This is a genomic window from Thalassospira australica (assembly GCF_044790785.1).
GTDB classification, from domain to species: Bacteria; Pseudomonadota; Alphaproteobacteria; order Rhodospirillales; family Thalassospiraceae; genus Thalassospira; species Thalassospira australica_A.
This window is the reverse complement of record NZ_CP085258.1, coordinates 3,449,099-3,467,772: the sequence shown is the minus strand read 5'-3', so window position 1 is coordinate 3,467,772 and position 18,674 is coordinate 3,449,099. Positions and strand designations below refer to the sequence as shown.

14 protein-coding genes are annotated in these 18,674 nt (G+C 54.3%); 6 read left to right on the top strand and 8 right to left on the bottom strand.

The features are described 5' to 3' along the window. Position 1 precedes the first annotated feature (1 nt). From LG297_RS16275 to LG297_RS16260, 4 genes are all read right to left on the bottom strand, one after another. Entirely contained in the window at positions 2-1,870 is a 1,869-nt protein-coding gene (locus LG297_RS16275) for a DUF294 nucleotidyltransferase-like domain-containing protein (protein WP_404422081.1), read from the bottom strand. Positions 1,871-1,984: 114 nt separating this feature from the next. Beyond that, positions 1,985-3,751 carry a sodium:solute symporter family protein gene (locus LG297_RS16270; RefSeq protein WP_404422079.1) on the bottom strand — a complete coding sequence of 589 codons (1,767 nt, stop codon included), beginning with the start codon at positions 3,749-3,751 and terminating at the stop codon, positions 1,985-1,987. A gap of 36 nt (positions 3,752-3,787) precedes the next feature. Continuing rightward, the gene (locus LG297_RS16265) at positions 3,788-4,045 is read right to left on the bottom strand and encodes a DUF4212 domain-containing protein (RefSeq protein WP_007089795.1); all 258 of its coding nucleotides are present in this window, start codon (positions 4,043-4,045) and stop codon (positions 3,788-3,790) included. A 178-nt stretch (positions 4,046-4,223) separates the two neighbouring features. Next, positions 4,224-4,430, bottom strand: coding sequence for a hypothetical protein (locus LG297_RS16260; protein WP_404422077.1), 207 nt, complete (start codon positions 4,428-4,430; stop codon positions 4,224-4,226). Between the two features lie 152 nt (positions 4,431-4,582). Between LG297_RS16260 and ettA the strand changes: the two genes are divergently transcribed. Then, the gene (gene ettA, locus LG297_RS16255; protein WP_404422075.1) at positions 4,583-6,265 is read left to right on the top strand and encodes an energy-dependent translational throttle protein EttA; all 1,683 of its coding nucleotides are present in this window, start codon (positions 4,583-4,585) and stop codon (positions 6,263-6,265) included. Positions 6,266-6,384: 119 nt separating this feature from the next. On the opposite strand, the gene LG297_RS16250 is transcribed toward ettA, so the two are convergent. Then, positions 6,385-7,032, bottom strand: a complete 648-nt coding sequence (locus tag LG297_RS16250) for a phospholipid-binding protein MlaC (protein WP_404422073.1) — start codon at positions 7,030-7,032, stop codon at positions 6,385-6,387. Positions 7,033-7,046: 14 nt separating this feature from the next. Next, entirely contained in the window at positions 7,047-7,832 is a 786-nt protein-coding gene (locus tag LG297_RS16245; protein ID WP_404422071.1) for a VacJ family lipoprotein, read from the bottom strand. Positions 7,833-8,139: 307 nt separating this feature from the next. On the opposite strand from LG297_RS16245, the gene LG297_RS16240 reads away from it, so the two are divergent. From LG297_RS16240 to metH, 4 genes are all read left to right on the top strand, one after another. After that, a complete protein-coding gene (locus LG297_RS16240; RefSeq protein WP_404422069.1) occupies positions 8,140-9,117 on the top strand; it encodes an ArsR/SmtB family transcription factor in 978 nt (325 codons plus the stop codon). 79 nt (positions 9,118-9,196) lie between these two features. Then, positions 9,197-10,099: a methylenetetrahydrofolate reductase gene (metF, locus tag LG297_RS16235; RefSeq protein ID WP_404422067.1), complete on the top strand. Its 903-nt coding sequence runs from the start codon at positions 9,197-9,199 to the stop codon at positions 10,097-10,099. A 49-nt stretch (positions 10,100-10,148) separates the two neighbouring features. Next, complete coding sequence (locus LG297_RS16230; RefSeq protein ID WP_404422065.1) at positions 10,149-11,213, top strand: homocysteine S-methyltransferase family protein; 1,065 nt, start codon at positions 10,149-10,151, stop codon at positions 11,211-11,213. Between the two features lie 35 nt (positions 11,214-11,248). Then, positions 11,249-13,894 (top strand): methionine synthase, encoded by a 2,646-nt coding sequence (gene metH / locus LG297_RS16225; RefSeq protein ID WP_404422063.1) that lies wholly within the window; start codon positions 11,249-11,251, stop codon positions 13,892-13,894. 30 nt (positions 13,895-13,924) lie between these two features. On the opposite strand, the gene LG297_RS16220 is transcribed toward metH, so the two are convergent. Both LG297_RS16220 and LG297_RS16215 read right to left on the bottom strand, forming a co-directional pair. Continuing rightward, on the bottom strand, positions 13,925-15,082 hold the full coding sequence (locus tag LG297_RS16220) for an acyltransferase family protein (RefSeq protein ID WP_404422061.1): 1,158 nt from the start codon (positions 15,080-15,082) through the stop codon (positions 13,925-13,927). 141 nt (positions 15,083-15,223) lie between these two features. Beyond that, positions 15,224-16,468 carry a multidrug effflux MFS transporter gene (locus LG297_RS16215; RefSeq protein WP_404422059.1) on the bottom strand — a complete coding sequence of 415 codons (1,245 nt, stop codon included), beginning with the start codon at positions 16,466-16,468 and terminating at the stop codon, positions 15,224-15,226. Positions 16,469-16,794: 326 nt separating this feature from the next. On the opposite strand from LG297_RS16215, the gene LG297_RS16210 reads away from it, so the two are divergent. After that, positions 16,795-18,588, top strand: coding sequence for a chloride channel protein (locus LG297_RS16210; protein WP_404422057.1), 1,794 nt, complete (start codon positions 16,795-16,797; stop codon positions 18,586-18,588). The last annotated feature ends 86 nt before the right edge of the window (positions 18,589-18,674 follow it).

The following is an 18,674-nucleotide window of genomic DNA, read 5'->3' as shown; positions in this document are numbered from 1 at the left end:
ATTATGTCCCGCTTTTGCCAAAGGCATTTTCAAGGGCAGTCTGCAGGGTCTTGATCACCGAAAACGCATCTTTCAGATGGGTGCGTTCAAACGCCGACAGGCTTTCGGGATGCAGGAAGTTGTCAGGACGTTCCCCGTTGCGGATTTGCCGGACCTGATGTTTCAGGCGTGTGATGCTGATAAATTCAAATGCATCCAGCAGATCGGATGCCCCCTGCTTACTGATTGAAGGGAAGGCCATTGCCGCCTCAAGCCGTTCATAGGTATTGACGGCATCAATCCCGTTGGCCAGCGAATGAATGCGTGCAAGATCGACAATCGGCACTACACCATTATGTTTCATATCAAGCGTGCGATCATGTTCACCGCCGCGGATCATGACAAAATTCTTGAAGAAGCCAAGCGGCACATGGTGCGTCAGAGAGTTTCCGACCATATAAGCCAGGAAAATACGGTTGCCCTTGGCCTTGGTAATGATCATGCGATGCAGGTCTTCAAAAATCGACCGCGCGCCATGGATCGGCCGCAGATCGAACCAGACCGAACACAGCATCAGGGCCTTGGGTTCGGGTTGTTCGATCCATTTGTTGAAATACTGCTGCCAGACGCGAACCGGCTGACGCCATTCATCGGTTTTCGCCATCATCTCGCCGGGGCAATAGACATAGCCGATAGTATCAAGGCCATCGCAGACAAAATCGGCCAGTGATTTGAAATAATCGCCATGCTGTTCCTGATCATAGGCATCATCAAGGATCAGGCAGTTATCCTGATCGGAAATGGCGGTTTGTTCCTGTCGTCCCTGCGAGCCACCGGCCATCCAGATATAGGGGACGGGCGGGGGACCAAACTTTTCCTCGGCCAGTTGCAGCAGACGCGATGTTGCTGCGTCCGAGAGGGTTGTAACGATATGCCCGGCATTGCGCGATGTTGCCCCGGCTTCGATCAGGTTGCTGAGCAGTTCGGGAACCTGTGCAATGACCTTTGCCATATCGGCAGGTTTGGTCATTTTGCGGATACGCCCGACCATATAGACCGCCGAAAGTGACTGGCGCGCCAGCAGGTTGTTGGTGGTAATCACGCCGATTGCCTTGCCATCCTTCATGACCGGAAGGTGGCGGACGTTATTGCGTGTCATGGTCAGAAGCGCGTCAAAGGCATAATCATCCGGCCCGATGCAGATCGGGTTCGGGGTCATGATATTTGTCACCGGCTCGTCAAAGGGCCGGGCTTCGGCAACAACACGATTGCGCAGGTCGCGATCCGTCATGATGCCTGCGACTTCATCGCCGTTTTGGGTGATCAGCAGGCAGGAAACCCGTTCGGCACTCATCAGCTTGCCCGCCTCAAGAATGGATGCACCGATATCGATACTGACCAGATCACGCGCGATCAGGTCGGACACCCGGATGGACATCAGTTTAAGCTGATCATCATCACGTTTTTCAAGCAATTGCATGCCGCTGCGAAGCCGCGCACCGCCCATCTGTTCAAAGAAGTAATTGAATTGCGGATACTTGCCCGCCAGATCGTGAAAATCCTTCTCGGGCAGCAGATAGACAAGGCTGTCTTCGAGCATGGTGATGTTGTTGGCCGCCCGACCGTTGCGAAACATCGCGCGCACGCCAAAGCATTCACCTTCGCCAAGACGGGCAAGAAGCTGACCAGCCGGGTCGCGCGTTTCGGTTCCGCCGGTCCGGATAATATGCAGATGAAGGCATTGCTGTTCTGGCGACAGGACTTTTGTCCCTTTGCGGAAATAGCGCGCAGTCAGGCGTTTTGGCAGGGCCTCGATCACATCGTCGGGCAAAAGATCGAACGGGTGATGCTGTTTGAGGAAATCGCTGATTTCTTTTAATTCAAGGCTCATATGACCATTCCTCCCTGTCGTGATGCATTGTTGCCCGAGTTCGGAACAAAAGAAAAGGCCCCCGGAAAAACTTCCGGGGGCCAGCAACAGGTTTATTGCAAACCAGTCGACCTATTAGTGGTCAACGGCGCCACCGGCTCCTTTCGGAACACGGATATCTTCAATCATGTGCTGGATATGTGCTGGCGGTTCCGCCGTAACTTTCGACACGCCGAAAGCAACGAGGAAGTTCAGGATCATGCCAACAACACCGATGCCTTCCGGCGAAATGCCGAACAGCCAGTTTGCTTCGACGTTTTCGATCAGCACCGGGATAAAGATGCCCTTGTAGGACATGATATAGCCCATGGTGAAGATCAGGCCGACCAGCATTCCGGCAATCGCACCTTCCCGGTTAACCTTCTTGGAGAAAATCCCCATGATGATAACCGGGAACAGTGACGAGGCCGCAAGACCGAAGGCAAAGGCCACCACCTGCGCCACAAATCCAGGTGGATTGTAGCCAAGATAACCGGCAATCACGATTGCGATGGCGGCCGCAATACGCCCGGCCATCAGTTCCTGACCTTCTGTCATACCTGGCGTAAACGTGCCCTTCAGAAGGTCATGCGAAACGCCCGAGGAAATCACAAGCAACAGACCGGCTGCCGTGGACAGTGCGGCGGCGATACCACCGGCTGCCACAAGTGCAATCACCCAGTTTGGAAGCTGTGCAATTTCCGGGTTGGCCAGAACCATGATGTCGTTGTCAACTTTAAGCTCGTTACCAGCCCAGCCATATTCGGCGGCTTTGGCGGCAAAGTCCTGGTTGGCATCGTTGTAATACTGGATACGACCATCGCCGTTCTTGTCTTCAAATGACAGAAGGCCGGTGGCTTCCCAGCGGCTCATCCAGTCCGGACGTTCGTCGTATGAGAGGTTGCCTTCCGGATCGCCAACTGCTCCGGTCTGGACGGTTTCAGTCAGGTTCAGACGTGCCATTGCGCCAACTGCCGGGGCAGTGGTGTAAAGCAGCGCGATGAAGACCAGTGCCCAACCGGCCGATGAACGTGCATCACGTACTTTCGGAACGGTGAAGAAGCGGACGATAACGTGCGGCAGACCTGCCGTACCCACCATCAGTGCAAGCGTGATGCAGAAGATGTCGATCGTCGATTTGTTGGTGGTTGTATATTCAAGGAAGCCCAGTTCGGTCACGATCTGGTTCAAACGGTCGAGCATATAGTCGCCGGTGCCGTTAACCGTGGAGCCGAATGCCAGCTGCGGCAGCGGATTGCCGGTAAGCTGGAAGGCGATGAAGATTGCCGGAATGGTATAGGCAATGATCAGCACGCAATACTGTGCCACCTGGGTGTAGGTGATACCCTTCATGCCGCCAAGAACGGCATAGATGAAGACAATGCCCATGCCGACGATCAGGCCGGTCAGGAGTTCGACTTCAAGGAAGCGCGAGAACACGATACCGACACCGCGCATCTGGCCTGCAACATAGGTGAAAGAGATGAAGATCAGGCAGATAACAGCAACGATACGCGCTGTTTTGGAGTAGTAACGATCCCCGATGAATTCCGGCACAGTGAATTTGCCGTACTTACGCAGGTAAGGTGCCAGAAGCATTGCCAGCAGGCAGTAGCCGCCAGTCCAGCCCATCAGGTAAACCGAGCCGCCATAGCCAAGGAAGGCAATCAGGCCGGCCATTGAGATGAAGGATGCAGCAGACATCCAGTCTGCGGCGGTCGCCATACCGTTGACGACCGGGTTAACGCCCTTGCCAGCGACATAGAACTCGCCGGTGGTGCTCGCACGTGACCAGATCGCGATGCCGATATACAGCGCGAAGCTTAGGCCGACGACGATATAGGTAAGGGTAGTAAGATCCATTTGTCTGTCTCCCCGGATCCGGAATTTTCACCGACGTCAGTCGTCTTCGCGAACGTCGAATTCACGGTCCAGTTTGTTCATCTTGGACACGTAAACGAAAATCAACGCGACGAAGACGTAAATGGACCCCTGTTGAGCGAACCAGAACCCGAGTTCAAAGCCCGCAATCTTGATGTTGTTCATCACATCGACAAACAAGATGCCGAAACCGTAGGAAACGACAAACCAGATGATCAACAGAGTGGTCACCAGTTTTACGTTTCGCTTCCAGTAGGCTGCGCTTTGCTCATCCATAGCGCGTCTCCTTCCTAGAAAATGAAAACTTCCCTGCCGACCGGCTATTGAGTTCTTTTTGATGCCGGTCCGCCTGCTTTTGATGCAATGGTGGTGTCTTCACACAACATTGCCAACAAGTTCGATAACAGTTTTCAGAATGCGCCAGAAGCTAATCATTAGTCGTATACATTAGCGTTCATTCGTTCTCCAACCTGCTGGAAATGTTGGTAAAACCCACTAAAACCGCCATTTCCCGGGGTGCTTCGGCGCTGCACAATGGCACTGTATTTTTAATCGAAATACGCGCATATCCGGTTGATTTGACCTTATTAAAGGTTGATTTGGCCTTGCCGGGGCTGTTTTGATCCGGGTTTTGGCCCGCGTCGTTTTGCGTAATTTGCAATCGATGCGATCCGGCGTTGGTTCTTATTGTTTGTCATTGTTTGTAAGAGGCCGGTCGGGTACAAACGGGCAAAGCTTCGGGGTGGTCGCATAGCGACGATCCGCATGTCCCGGCATCGTCCGGGATTTCTCACATTTTGGATGGGGAATTTAATGGCATCCTACCAGTATATCTACGTCATGAAGGACCTGACCAAGATCCTTCCGGGCGGTCGTGAACTTTTCAAAGGCATCACGCTGTCCTTCCTGCCGGGTGTGAAGATCGGTGTTCTCGGGAACAACGGTGCCGGTAAATCGACCCTGCTTAAAATCATGGCGGGTATCGAAAAGGATTTCTCCGGTGAAGCATGGCCAGCCGAAGGTGTCCGGGTTGGTTACCTTGAACAGGAACCACAACTAAACCCGGAAAAGGACGTTCTGGGCAACGTTATGGAAGGCTGTGGCCAGATTGTTGACGATCTGGCGCGCTTTAACGAAATCAGCATGGCGTTTGGCGAACCCATGACCGACGACGAGATGAACGATCTCCTCGCCGAGCAGGGTGAATTGCAGGAACGCATTGATGCGGCCAATGGCTGGGATCTGGAGCGTACGCTCGATATCGCCATGGATGCTTTGCGTTGCCCGCCCAAAGATTCCGACGTGACAAAGCTTTCGGGCGGTGAGCGCCGCCGAGTGGCTTTGTGCCGCCTGTTGCTGGCCAAGCCTGACATCCTGCTGCTTGACGAACCGACCAACCATCTGGATGCCGAATCCGTGGCGTGGCTTGAACGTCACCTTGAAGATTATCAGGGCACTGTCATCCTGGTCACCCACGATCGTTACTTCCTCGATAACGTTACCGGCTGGATCCTTGAACTCGACCGTGGTCAGGGCATCCCGTACGAAGGCAACTATTCATCCTGGCTGGAACAGAAACAGAAGCGTCTGGAACAGGAAGCACGCCAGGAAGGCAGCCGTCAGAAGCAGCTTGCATCCGAACTTGACTGGATCCGTCAGAACCCGAAAGGCCGTCAGGCAAAATCCAAGGCCCGTGTCCGTGCCTATGACGATCTCGTTGCCGAAGCCGCCAAGGCGGTGCCGGATTCAACCAAGATTGTTATTCCGATTGCCGAACGCCTTGGTAACGAGGTGATCACGGCCGAAGGTCTGACCAAGGCATTTGGTGACAAGCTTCTGTTTGATGATCTGCATTTCCGTCTGCCGCCGGGTGGCATCGTTGGTGTGATCGGTCCGAACGGAGCGGGTAAAACCACTTTGTTCAAGATGCTGACCGGCAGTGATAAACCGGATGCTGGTACGCTCAAGATCGGTGAAACCGTCAAGATGGGCTATGTCGATCAGTCGCGTGACTCGCTTGATCCGAACAAAACCGTCTGGCAGGAAGTCTCCGACGGGCTGGACGAAATCCTTCTGGGCAAACGCCCGATGAGCTCGCGTGCCTATGTATCGCAGTTCGCGTTCAAAGGAGCCGATCAGCAGAAGAAAGTCGGGCAGCTTTCGGGGGGTGAACGTAACCGCGTTCATCTTGCCAAGATGCTGAAATCAGGTGCAAACGTTCTGCTGCTTGACGAACCGACCAACGATCTTGATGTAGATACGCTGCGTGCGCTTGAAGAAGGTCTGCTGGAATTTGCCGGTTGTGCCGTGGTTATCTCGCACGATCGTTTCTTCCTTGACCGTATCGCGACCCATATCCTGGCCTATGAGGGCAATTCGCATGTTGAATGGTTCGAAGGCAACTATCAGGAATACGAAGCGGATTACAAACGCCGCTATGGCGACGCGGCGGATCGTCCGCATCGCATCAAATACAAGCCGCTTACCCGCGGTTAATGACAAAGGCCGCCCATCGGGCGGCCTTTTCTTTGCTGGCATTCGGGCCGCAAGCATGAAAAAAGCCACCGGCAAATCACTGCCGGTGGCTTTTGGCTTCTATTCCGGTTGCGACGGAATTATTTTCCGACTTTCGCCCGCAGGTTTTCGGTCAGGGCGGAAACCTCGCCACCGTTTTGCTGAATAACGGCGGTAAATTCGTCGCGCTGGGTGATGCCCATGCTCAAGCCTTCGACGGTGACGTCGATGATTTTGTATTCACCGCCAAATTCGCGCAGACGCCAGATGATCGAAACAGGCGGGCCATCCGGTCGGACGAATTGCGAATTGACGAAGGTATCCTTGTTCTGCTGCTTTTCGTCGCCGACAACGAACTGCTCGCCATTGAAACCCTTGAACTGGCTGGCGTAGTTAAGCGCCAGATAATCCTGCAGAAGATCGGCGAATTCGTTGAGTTCTTCCTCGGAGATGGAGCGCCAGTAACGTCCCAGCACGAACCGGGAAATCACATCCATGGCAAAGTAACGATCCATTAGCGCGACAAAGTTCTGTCGGCGGGTGTCGTTGCTAAGCGATTGATCGGTCAGGCCGGCAATTGCTTCGTCCGCAAGGGTTTTGATGACGTCAGTTGCATTGCGGTTCGCGGCAACCTCGACCGTCGGGGACGGTGTGGTCGTCACATTACCTGCAAATGCAGGACCGGCCATGAGGCCGGTCACACTGACGATTGCTGCCGCCAAAGCGGGAATCGCAAATCTGCTTTTCATGTTCGATCGAGCCATTAATTTGCCGCTGCTTCAAACGCATCATCAAAATCGGCAGAAGCGCTTTCGTCTTCGAAATTCGGTGCCGAAGGATCTGCACCGTTCCGAATGGCGGCGTTGCGTTGCTGACGGTAGAGGCTACGCAATGCAGCATAATAGTCAATCGACGTCTGTTGCAATTCGTTGAGCTGGTTGAGCGTGCGATAGCGTGCGTCAAGTGCGGTCAAAGCCAGCGAACCAAGATAGAGATTATCAAGGGTATCGCTGTTTCGGCTGCCCCAGGTCAGCGGGTTTGCCACGTAATCAACGGCAATGCCGGTCGTATCACGCAAGTTTGACGGACCAAGCAGCGGCAGGACGATGTAAGGGCCGCCGCCGATGCCGTAATGGCCAAGAGTCTGGCCGAAATCCTCGGAATGATAATCAATGCCGAAATCGGCAGCCACATCATTGAAACCAAGGAACCCGATTGTGGTATTCATGATGAAGCGCTGAACGGAGTCAGCAGCCTGATCAGGGTCACCCTGAAGCAGCGAGTTCAGCGCATTGACCGGTTCCCCGATATTGCGCACGAAACTGCGAACTGCGGTTTTGACTTCTTCGGGAGCGATGTCGCGATACCACATGGCGGCCGGGTAAAGGACCATAAAGTCGACAGCACCATTAACACCGTGAACGATCCGGTTGACCGGTTCGATCGGGTCATAGTCACTCATGTCCTGTGCCGGCTGGGTGGACGCGCATGCCGTCAGCATGGACAGAGATGCACCAGCGCACAGCGAAAGCAAAGTTCGAAGCTTCATTATTTTATGCCAAACGATTTTCGATACAAACTTTCCCCGACCCCGAGACATCTTTGGAACCAAGATCCCAAAAACGCTACCCGACCTGCTGCCCGCAAAGAAAACAGGACCGTGCATCGCACACGCCTCAGATATCCATGTGGGTAGCATAGGCAAAGTTTAAACGCCAGCACACAAAATTATGAGCCTGATCAATGAGATTTCGTGTGTTGCCTTTTTGCAATACCCCTTTTGAGGGAGGCAATTAGGTCTTGATTAAATATAAACATATCTTTATGTCTTTTGATGAATTGGTGGAGGCGGTGAAATGGAACAGGTTCTTGCAAGATTGCGCGCGGCGGCAGAGGCGACACGCCTTCGTCTGCTGGCGATCTGTGCTGAATGCGAACTGACCGTCAGCGAGATCACCCAGATTATCGGACAGAGTCAGCCGCGCGTTTCACGCCATCTGAAACTGCTGTGTGAAGCCGGGTTGCTTGTCCGATTCCGTGAAGGCACATGGGTATTTTATCGCACCCCCAATAGTGGCCCGGGGGCAGAGCTGGTTCAACCGGTCCTTGACCTTTTGCCGGAAAATGATGAAACGCTGGCACTTGACCGGGCCCGGTTGGAGCAGGTCAAGACGCAACGCGAACAGATTGCTACCGAATATTTCCGCGCCAATGCCGCTGACTGGGACCGCATCCGCTCGCTTCATATTGACGAGGCGGTTGTCGAGCAGGCCCTGATTGACGTCATCGGTGATCTTTCTGGCGGTCGTATCCTTGATATCGGGACTGGCACGGGCCGTATCCTTGAACTGCTGGGCAAAACCGCCGAAGAAGGTGTTGGCGTCGATATGTCGCGCGAAATGCTGTCAGTGGCGCGGGCCCGGTTGCAGCGAGCCGATCTGTCAAACTGTCTGGTACGGCAGGCCGATATGTATCAACTGCCTTATCCGGCCGGGATGTTTGACGTTGTGACCCTGCACCAGGTGCTGCATTACGCCGAACGGCCTGAGGCGGCGATTGCCGAAGCTGCCCGTGTTCTGGCACCGGGCGGCCGGCTGGTGGTTGTAGATTTTGCAACTCATGATCGCGAAGAATTGCGCGAGGAGCATGCACATCGTCGCCTTGGTTTTGAAGACGGGTCGATCCATACGTGGTTTCGCGCATGTGAACTTTCGCCCGGCGATGTCATAAGCCTGCCGGGTAAACCCCTGACCGTACGAATCTGGTCCGCACATGCATCGGCAGAGGGGCAACAACCGGCAACGGCAAGCAAGAATAGCGAGGCTGCCGAATAACAATCCGGCAGAAGATACGATTTCAAGAATGACGCATAACGACCCGTTCTGCAGGAACGACAAGACAGGATCAAAAAGAATGACGGTTCAAAACGACATCACTTCACAGGGCATCTCGCGCAGCGATTTGCGGGTTTCGTTCGAATTCTTTCCGCCGAAAACGGAAAAGATGGAAGAAACCATGTGGCGTTCGATCCACCGTCTGGCCCCGTTGAACCCGTCTTTTGTTTCGGTAACCTACGGGGCAGGCGGATCAACCCGCGACCGCACGCACAGCAGTGTCACCCGCATTCAGGGCGAAACCGGCATTCCGGCCGCCGCCCACCTGACCTGCGTTGGTCACACCAAGGAAGAAATTGAAGGTATCGCGCGCAATTACTGGAATGAAGGCATCCGGTCGATTGTTGCCCTTCGCGGTGACCTGCCCGATGCGGGCGATAAATATGTGCCGACGCCGGGCGGCTACCCTTACGCGGTTGATCTGGTCGAAGGACTTAAACGGATTGCGGATTTTGATATTTCGGTATCGGCCTATCCGGAAACCCATCCGGATGCGCCGAATGCCGATTTCGAAATCGATTATCTGAAGCACAAGATCGATGCCGGTGCAAACCGCGCGATCACGCAGTTCTTCTTTGATAACGAGGTTTTTCTTCGGTTCCGCGACAAATGCGTTGCCGCCGGGATCACCGCACCGATTGTGCCGGGCATTCTGCCGGTGACCAATTTCGGGTCGCTTTTGAAATTTGCCGACATGTGCGGCGCATCGGTGCCCAAGCGCCTGCATTGGCGGTTTGAAGACCTTGACGAAGATCCCGACACGCGTCGCATGGTCGCTTTCCACGAAGCCATTTCGCAGGTCGAAGGCCTGATGGCCGAAGGTGTTACCGATTTCCACTTCTACACGCTAAACCGTGCCGAACTGACATATGCCATCTGTCATGCGCTGGGGATTCGCGGTGTTGCACAGGCCGCTGCCTGAACCGACCCGCCCAAACAGCCTGTATGATCAAAACGACTGGATGACGATGATGAATGACCGTAAGGAACGCATTGCCCTGCTGCGCAAACGGGCCGAAAACAAAATCCTGATCCTTGATGGTGCGATGGGCACCATGATCCAGAAGCACAAGCTGACCGAGGAAGATTATCGCGGCGAACGCTTTGCCGACTGGAAACAGGATGTGAAGGGCAATAACGACCTGCTGTCATTGACCCGGCCTGACATCATCAAGGATATCCATCTGCAATATATTGCCGCGGGTGCGGACCTTCAGGGGACCAATACCTTTAGTGCGACGACAATTGCGCAGGCCGATTACGGCATGGAAAGCCTTGCCTACGAGATCAATTACGAAAGTGCGAAAATCGCGCGCGCGGCCTGTGATGAATGGGAAGCCGCCCATCCCGGCGATGTGCGCTTTGTCAATGGTGCCATCGGCCCGACCAACCGCACCGCATCGATTTCGCCCGATGTGAATAATCCGGGTTTCCGCGCGGTCAGCTTTGACCAATTGCGTGAAGCATACAAAGAAGCCGTCAACGGCCTTCTGGATGGCGGGGCGGATACGCTTCTGGTGGAAACCATTTTCGATACGCTCAATGCCAAGGCGGCTCTGTTTGCCATCGATGAGGTGCTTGAAGAACGTGGTGAAGATGTGCCGGTTCTGATTTCGGGCACCATCACCGATGCGTCCGGCCGGACCCTTTCGGGACAGACGACCGAGGCATTTTACAATTCGGTCCGTCATGCCAAGCCGTTCTCGATCGGGCTTAACTGCGCATTGGGGGCGGCACAGTTGCGCCCCTATGTTCAGGAACTGTCACGCATTGCCGAATGCCGGGTTTCGGTTTATCCCAATGCGGGCCTGCCCAACGAATTTGGCGAATATGACCAGTCGGATGCCGAAATGGCCGCCTTGGTCAAGGAATGGGCCGATACCGGTATGGTCAATCTGCTGGGCGGGTGCTGTGGCACGACGCCGCCCCATATCAAGGCGATTGCCGATGCGGTGGCAAATGCCAATCCGCGCAAATTGCCCAAGATCGAACCGAAAATGCGCCTTTCGGGCCTTGAGCCATTCAACGCCGCCTGATGCCGGTAAGCTGAAAAAAGAGATCGAACAGACCCATGAGTGACATTTCAAGATTCATCAATATCGGCGAGCGCACGAACGTCGCAGGATCGATCAAGTTCAAAAACCTGATCGTCGAGGAAAATTACGACGCGGCCCTTGAGGTTGCCCGTCAGCAGGTCGAAAACGGCGCGCAGATCATCGACATCAATATGGATGATGCGATGCTGGATGCCGAAACGGCGATGGTCAAATTCGTCAATCTTCTGGCGGCCGAACCCGATATTGCCCGTGTGCCGATCATGATCGACAGTTCCAAATGGAACGTGATCGAAGCCGGTCTGAAATGTCTTCAGGGCAAGGGGATCGTCAACTCCATCAGCCTGAAAGAAGGCGAAGAACCCTTCATCAAGCAGGCACGCCTTCTGCGCCGTTATGGTGCTGCCGTCGTCGTGATGGCGTTTGATGAAAAAGGGCAGGCCGATACGGTTACTCGCAAGATTGAGATTTGCGAACGCAGCTATCGCGTGCTGGTCGACAAGGTCGGCTTCCCGCCCGAAGACATCATTTTCGATCCGAACATCTTTGCCGTCGCCACCGGGATCGAGGAACACGACAATTACGCGGTCGACTTCATCGAAGCCTGCAAACTGATCAAGGCCAAACTGCCATACGCCAAGATTTCCGGCGGTGTTTCCAACGTTTCCTTCTCGTTTAGGGGTAACAACCCGGTCCGTGAGGCAATGCATTCCGTGTTCCTGTATTATGCAACGCAGGCCGGCATGGATATGGGCATCGTCAATGCCGGTCAGCTTGTGGTCTATGAGGAAATCCCGCTTGAACTGCGTGAACGGGTCGAGGACGTCATCCTGAACCGTCGCCCGGATGCGACCGACCGTTTGCTTGAAGTTGCCGAAAAATACAAGGGCACTGGCGGGCCGGAGAAAAAGGCTGATCTGGAATGGCGCAAAAAGCCGGTCAATGAGCGACTGGCTCATGCGCTGGTCAACGGTATTGCCGAGTTCGTCGAAGAAGACACCGAAGAAGCCCGCCAGCAGGCCGACAAACCCCTTCACGTTATCGAAGGGCCGTTGATGGACGGCATGAATGTGGTCGGTGACCTGTTTGGCGCGGGCAAGATGTTCCTGCCGCAGGTGGTCAAATCCGCGCGCGTGATGAAAAAGGCCGTGGCTTACCTGATCCCGTTCATCGAGGCGGAAAAGGATGGGGTTCGCGAAACCAACGGCAAAATCCTGCTGGCGACGGTAAAGGGCGATGTCCATGATATCGGCAAGAACATCGTGGGTGTCGTTCTGCAATGTAACAATTTCGAGGTCCTTGATCTTGGCGTGATGGTGCCGACCCAGAAAATCATCGAAACCGCCAAGGCCGAAAAGGTCGACATGATCGGACTCTCTGGCCTGATCACGCCGTCGCTTGAAGAAATGACCTATGTCGCGGCCGAAATGGAACGCGAAGGTTTGAATATCCCGCTTCTGATCGGTGGCGCAACCACATCCAAGGTCCATACCGCGGTCAAGATTGCCCCGAACTACAACAAGTCGGTGGTTTACGTGATTGACGCATCGCGTGCGGTGGGGGTTGCAAGCCAGCTTGTGTCTGAAACCCACCGGGAACGGTTTGCGGCTGAAATCCGTGCGGAATATATTGCGATGGCGGAAAAACACGCTGCCCAGCAATTGCAGAAAAAACGTTTCGCGATTGCAGATGCGCGCGCCAACAAGGTGCAGCTCGACTGGGATGCCTATGACGTTCCCGCACCGGTCAAACCAGGTATTACCCGGTTTGAAACCTTTGATCTGGCCGAACTGGTTGAACGGTTCGACTGGAAGCCGTTCTTTGAAACCTGGGAACTGCATGGACGTTTCCCCGATATTTTACAGGACGAGAAAGTCGGCGAAACCGCGCGTGGTCTATATGAAGACGCCAAGGCGATGCTCAAACGCATTGTCGATGAAAAATGGTTCAAACCCCGTGCGGTTGTCGGTATCTGGCCGGCCAATTCGGTTGGTGATGATATCGAAGTTACCCCGGCACCCGATCAGAATGAACCGGTAATGCTGCGCACCCTGCGCCAGCAGATGTTCCGTGAAAACAATTCACGCCCGAACCGGGCCCTTGCCGATTACATCGCGCCAAAGGAATCCGGTAAAACCGACTATATCGGTGGCTTTGTCGTCACCGCCGGGCCGGAAGTCGAAGAAATCGCCAAAAAGCTTGAAGCCGAGCATGACGATTACAACGCCATTCTGGTCAAGGCACTGGGTGACCGCTTTGCCGAGGCCTTTGCCGAACGCATGCATGAAAAGGTCCGCAAGGAGCTTTGGGGCTATGCCGCCGATGAAAACCTGCCGAATGCCGAACTGATTGCCGAAAACTATCGCGGTATTCGTCCGGCACCGGGATATCCGGCCTGCCCGGAACATACGGAAAAACGCACGCTGTGGCAGTTGCTGGATGCAGAAAAGAATGTCGGTGTCAAACTGACCGAAAGCTGTGCCATGACCCCGGCATCTTCGGTCAGCGGGTTCTATTTCGCCCATCCCGAAGCCAAATATTTCGGCCTTGGCAAAATCGAACGCGATCAGGTCGAAAGCTATGCCAAACGCAAGGGCATGACTTTGGCCGAAGCCGAACGCTGGCTGGCACCGAACCTGAATTATGATCCGCGTCAAAGCTAGTCCAATCCATCAGATGCCGGGACTGAACATCTAGCCGGTTCGCGAGTTGTGCAATGGCGATTGAACGGTTTCGCGGGACAGTTTGCGAACCAGTGCGCTTTTGCGGATGGCCCGGCGTGCGGGTTTTTCAATGCCGCAATATAAAAGGCCGGAAACAGCAAGAACCAGAAAGGTCATCAAAAACAGAATGCCAATAGACTGGTTTTGATCAAAATGGCTGCCAAATGAACGATCTGAGAGAACCCGGCTTATGGTGTTCGCGATTTCAAGAAGCAGCATATGCGACATGTAAACAGAATAGGAAATCGCACCCAATCCATACATTGGACGATACGAGAAGACCCGGGCGATACGCCCCTTGTTGTGTGCCAGACCGATGATCAAAACGGTGAACAGCGGGATAATCAAAATATCGCGCCAGCCGACATGCATCGCCCATCCTGTAACCGCGAAAAGCAGCAAAAGCACCATATCATGCCCGGTATGACGAGTTTGATGATAGCGCCAATACAATCGATAAATCAGCAGCCCCAGAAGAAATTCAGCCAAGCATCTCCATAATCCGAAGTCGTAAGTGACATCAAGATCCCGCCCGCCCTTGCTGATTGCGGCAAGGCTGCCGATCGAGAGTGCCAGAAATGCAAGTTTCGTCCGTTTGTGCCCTTGGCAGAGAAGTATGGCAACGAACGGAAATGCCAGATAGGCAAACCATTCCGCCCCGATCGACCAGGCCGGCCCGTTCCATGTAAGGGTGGATTGAAGCCCGATACTGTGAAGCATCAGAACATTTGCCAAGAGCGCCTCGATTGTGCGTCCCTCGTCGAAAGGAGACTGTCTGAATTCGGCAAATCCTTTTGTTTCGAGCCACAGTCTGGTCAATTCGAGAATAATGAAACCGGCCAGAATCGTAATATGAAGCGGATAAAGTCGCGCCAGACGGGATACTATGAAATGGCCGGTTGTCCGCCATGTGACTTGGCGACTGAATGTTGGCCCGTAAACATGGGCGATGACAAAGCCACTAAGCAGGAAAAACAGGTCAACCCAAAGATAACCCTTGCGGACAAAAAGGGTGTATTCGGTCAAATCAAGGTTGGGAAGAAAACCGCCAGTATAATGATAAATAACGACAATTAGAGCCGCAATTCCGCGCAAGCCGGTCAGAGAGTCTATTCTTTGTGAGGCCATGAAGGATGTTGGTAATCTGATGTTGCGAAGCGATATTGTTTCGAACCTATTTGCCAAACATGACGACCACATGACGGTTCCTGCCCGATTTAAGGCGGAACCGTCATGGTTTCTGGATTTGGGCAGGACCGGATCGCAATGTTAATGCACCGCGTGGAAAAACTTGCCGCGTTCGGTAATGCCGACGATCACAATGGCAAGCAGTGCAAGAACCAGATACCCCCCCACCAGCGGAATAACCGTACCATTGAACTGCTGTCCGATGATCCCGCCAGCAACAACACCGATCAGGGTGCTGTAAACTCCGATCATCGAGGATGCGGTGCCTGCAATCCGGCCAACCGGTTCCATCGCCAGCGAATTGAAATTCGGCATGGTCATGGAAAAGCAGAACAGTGTGACCGTAAGACCAACGCCAAATACCGGAAGCGGCGGGACACCGTCAAAGGCAAAGGCGATGCCCAGATTAATCAGGCTGCTGATCGCCATCACAAGAAGCCCGCCCTGCGATAGTTTATGCATGCCGATCTTGCGAACAAGGCGGGCATTGACGAAGGACGAAACGCTCATGCAGGCGGCAATCATCCCGAACACCAGCGGGAACCAGACGCCAAGCCCGTAAACCTCGGTTTCGAAAATCTGCTGGGCCGACCCGATATAGGCCATCAGACAGGCAAACATAAGCCCCATCGCCGTGGCATAACCCAGTGTCTGGCGGGTGGTGATGGTGGTCTTGATATCGCGCGCAATCCGGCTGAGTGACAGTTTATGCCGGTATTCCGGATGCAGCGTTTCGGGCATCCGCAGACTGTACCAAACGGCAATAATGATCGCCAGCACAAGGGTGCTGACAAAAATCATATGCCAGTTGGCAAGTGCAAGGATCAGGCTGCCCGATGCCGGGGCAAAGACCGGCACGATGATGAAGATCATCATCACGAACGACATGACGCGGGCCATTTCGCGGCCTTCGAAACAGTCACGTGTGATCGCAATCGTCAGGACGCGCGGAGCCGCCGCACCAAGCCCCTGAACGAAACGCGCGACCAGAAGGTGATCGTAACTGTCGGCAAAAATCGCCATGACGGTCCCGATGGCATAAATGAAAAGACCCAGCATCAAAACGCGTTTGCGGCCGAAACTGTCAGCCAGCGGCCCATAGACAATCTGCATCAGGCCAAAGGCAATCATGAAAACATAGATCAGCAACTGCATGCGGTTGCCGTCTTCGATGCCGTAATCCAGGGCGATCGGACCAAATGCGGGTAAAAGATTGTCGATCGAAAGCGCAACCAGACCAATCGTGATTGCCATTAACACAACGAATTCGACAAAACCCGGAAGCGGACGGGCGATGGTGGCGCCCGATTTTTGACTTTCAGTCATTTATCGGAAGTCCTGAAAAAGGAATTTATTGTTATTCGGGGAAAGTCCCGCAGGCTTCGGAAACCTGTATGGCATCAAGCATGCGTTATTTCCCGTTCGAAGATCAATGATGGTTTTCTGAAAAAAGCATTGTCTCGTCATCGACTTGGCCCGAACTTGACCGGCTTGGGAAACGCTTTTCAGGTAACCTGCGGTCAGCATCTACATCCGGCAAGGGGCTGCTATTGGCAAATATCACTGGATTTGCCAACCTTTACCTTTTATTCGCAACAGCTTGTGATCATATGACAGCTTCCCGTTTCACCCGTTCCCGCCGGTAACACGATATGGCCGAAAAGCTTTTCAAATCCAATCAGTTGCTTGGGCGCTTGCGACGCGTCGTCAAAAGTGAGCAGCTTGTGCTGTCGATCCTGGCGCTTGTGGTCGGCGCGATGGCCGGGAGCGGGACAATTCTATTTCGTGAAGGCATCCTGTTTGTGCAGTTGCTGAGCTTTGGCTCGGGCGAGGAAGCGGTCCATGACTATCTTGCGCACCTTCCGGCGTGGCATTTGATCATGGTGCCGACACTGGGCGGATTGTTTGTCGGGATTTTCATTTACCGGTTTTTGCCGGAACGGCGTGCCCACGGGGTGGCCGATGTGGTTGATGCGGCCCTGTTTCACGATGCGCGCATGTCGTCACGTTGCGGCATCAAATCGGTGTTTATCAGTGCGGTATCGCTGGGCACGGGGTCGTCGCTTGGCCGCGAGGGGCCGGTTGTTCATATGGGGGCGTCGTTCGGGGCGTGGCTGGCGCGTATTCTTCATCTGCGGCGCAGCACGGCGCGCACCCTGCTTGGATGCGGTGTGGCGTCCGCGGTCGCTGCGTCTTTCAATGCGCCGCTGGCTGGTGCGCTGTTTGCCCACGAGGTTGCTCTTGGTCATTATGCCCTGACCGCGTTTGCGCCGATTGTTCTGGCATCCGTGACCGGTACGATCATCACCCGGCTTTATTTCGGCGCCGATGTTGCCTTTCTGTTGCCCGCCAATGAAATCCAGTCGTTTCTGGAATTTCCGGCCTTTGCGCTTTTGGGCATTGCGGCGGGGATCACGGCGATTTGCGTGACGCGTGCCATCCCGGTGGTGCAAAAGCTAGCCAAGGCATCCAAAATTCCGCTTTGGTTGCGTCCTGCGGTGGCGGGGCTTGTGATTGGTATCGTTGCGATCCAGTTTCCCCAGATTGTCGGGGTTGGATACAGCGCGATGAATGATGCGCTTTACGGGGCGTATGGCTGGTCACTCCTGATGCAGCTTTTGTTTATAAAAGCCGCGATGGTCGCGATCTGCATCGGTATGGGGTTTGCGGGCGGCATTTTCAGTCCCGCCCTTTTTCTGGGCGCGATGCTGGGCGGGGCATTCGGGGTGACGGCAACGGCAATTTTCCCGGACCTTTCATCGGGCTATGGGGCCTATACGCTGATCGGGATGGGGGCGGTCGCTGCAGCCATGCTCGGCGCTCCGATTTCAACCACCCTGATGATGTTTGAGCTGACAGGCGACTATGCCCTGACGATTGCGGTGATGGTGGCATCGGTGATTGCATCGATTGTGATGGACCAGTTCCAGGGCGGATCGTTCTTTGCCTGGCAGCTTAAATGCCGAGGGCTTTCGACCCGCTGGGGCCGGGAAATGAATTTGCTGCGCATGATGAAGGTCGCCGACATCATGAAGGCGGAATATCAAACCGTGCCGCTTGGCGACGGGATGCCGTCCATTCGCGAAAAGCTGATCAATGCGCCTTATTCCGAACTGTTCGTGATTGATGATGATGGCCGGTTGCACGGCACGATCACACTGGCCGATTTGCGCCATGCCGCATTTGACCCGACGATGGGCGAAGAAGTTACCGCAGGCCAGGTTGCCCGATCCAAACCGCCGGTCCTGCTTAGGACCGACAGTATCGAAAAGGCCGTGCGTTTGATGGAACAAACTGGCGAGGAACACCTGCCGGTGATCAATAATGACGAAGAACGTCTTATGGTCGGTTTCGTCCACGAAAAGGACGCGATGATGGCCTATAACAACGCGCTTCTGGAACTGCAAAGCGAAGAACGCGGCGATGCGCCGCCAAAGCTTTTCTAAGGTTTTCTTTGAATTTGATAGCAAAAAAATGCTGCCGGTTTGATTTCGGGGGTGCCGGCAGCAAGTTGGTGCTATCGCTTCGTCGG

What these genes read in the sequence shown, in the direction of transcription:
- LG297_RS16275 (WP_404422081.1), bottom strand. Translation starts at nt 1,870, where the DNA reads ATGAGCCTTGAATTAAAAGAAATCAGCGATTTCCTCAAACAGCATCAC.
- LG297_RS16270 (WP_404422079.1), bottom strand. Translation starts at nt 3,751, where the DNA reads ATGGATCTTACTACCCTTACCTATATCGTCGTCGGCCTAAGCTTCGCG.
- LG297_RS16265 (WP_007089795.1), bottom strand. Translation starts at nt 4,045, where the DNA reads ATGGATGAGCAAAGCGCAGCCTACTGGAAGCGAAACGTAAAACTGGTG.
- ettA (WP_404422075.1), top strand. Translation starts at nt 4,583, where the DNA reads ATGGCATCCTACCAGTATATCTACGTCATGAAGGACCTGACCAAGATC.
- LG297_RS16250 (WP_404422073.1), bottom strand. Translation starts at nt 7,032, where the DNA reads ATGAAAAGCAGATTTGCGATTCCCGCTTTGGCGGCAGCAATCGTCAGT.
- LG297_RS16245 (WP_404422071.1), bottom strand. Translation starts at nt 7,832, where the DNA reads ATGAAGCTTCGAACTTTGCTTTCGCTGTGCGCTGGTGCATCTCTGTCC.
- LG297_RS16240 (WP_404422069.1), top strand. Translation starts at nt 8,140, where the DNA reads ATGGAACAGGTTCTTGCAAGATTGCGCGCGGCGGCAGAGGCGACACGC.
- metF (WP_404422067.1), top strand. Translation starts at nt 9,197, where the DNA reads ATGACGGTTCAAAACGACATCACTTCACAGGGCATCTCGCGCAGCGAT.
- LG297_RS16230 (WP_404422065.1), top strand. Translation starts at nt 10,149, where the DNA reads ATGAATGACCGTAAGGAACGCATTGCCCTGCTGCGCAAACGGGCCGAA.
- metH (WP_404422063.1), top strand. Translation starts at nt 11,249, where the DNA reads ATGAGTGACATTTCAAGATTCATCAATATCGGCGAGCGCACGAACGTC.
- LG297_RS16220 (WP_404422061.1), bottom strand. Translation starts at nt 15,082, where the DNA reads ATGGCCTCACAAAGAATAGACTCTCTGACCGGCTTGCGCGGAATTGCG.
- LG297_RS16215 (WP_404422059.1), bottom strand. Translation starts at nt 16,468, where the DNA reads ATGACTGAAAGTCAAAAATCGGGCGCCACCATCGCCCGTCCGCTTCCG.
- LG297_RS16210 (WP_404422057.1), top strand. Translation starts at nt 16,795, where the DNA reads ATGGCCGAAAAGCTTTTCAAATCCAATCAGTTGCTTGGGCGCTTGCGA.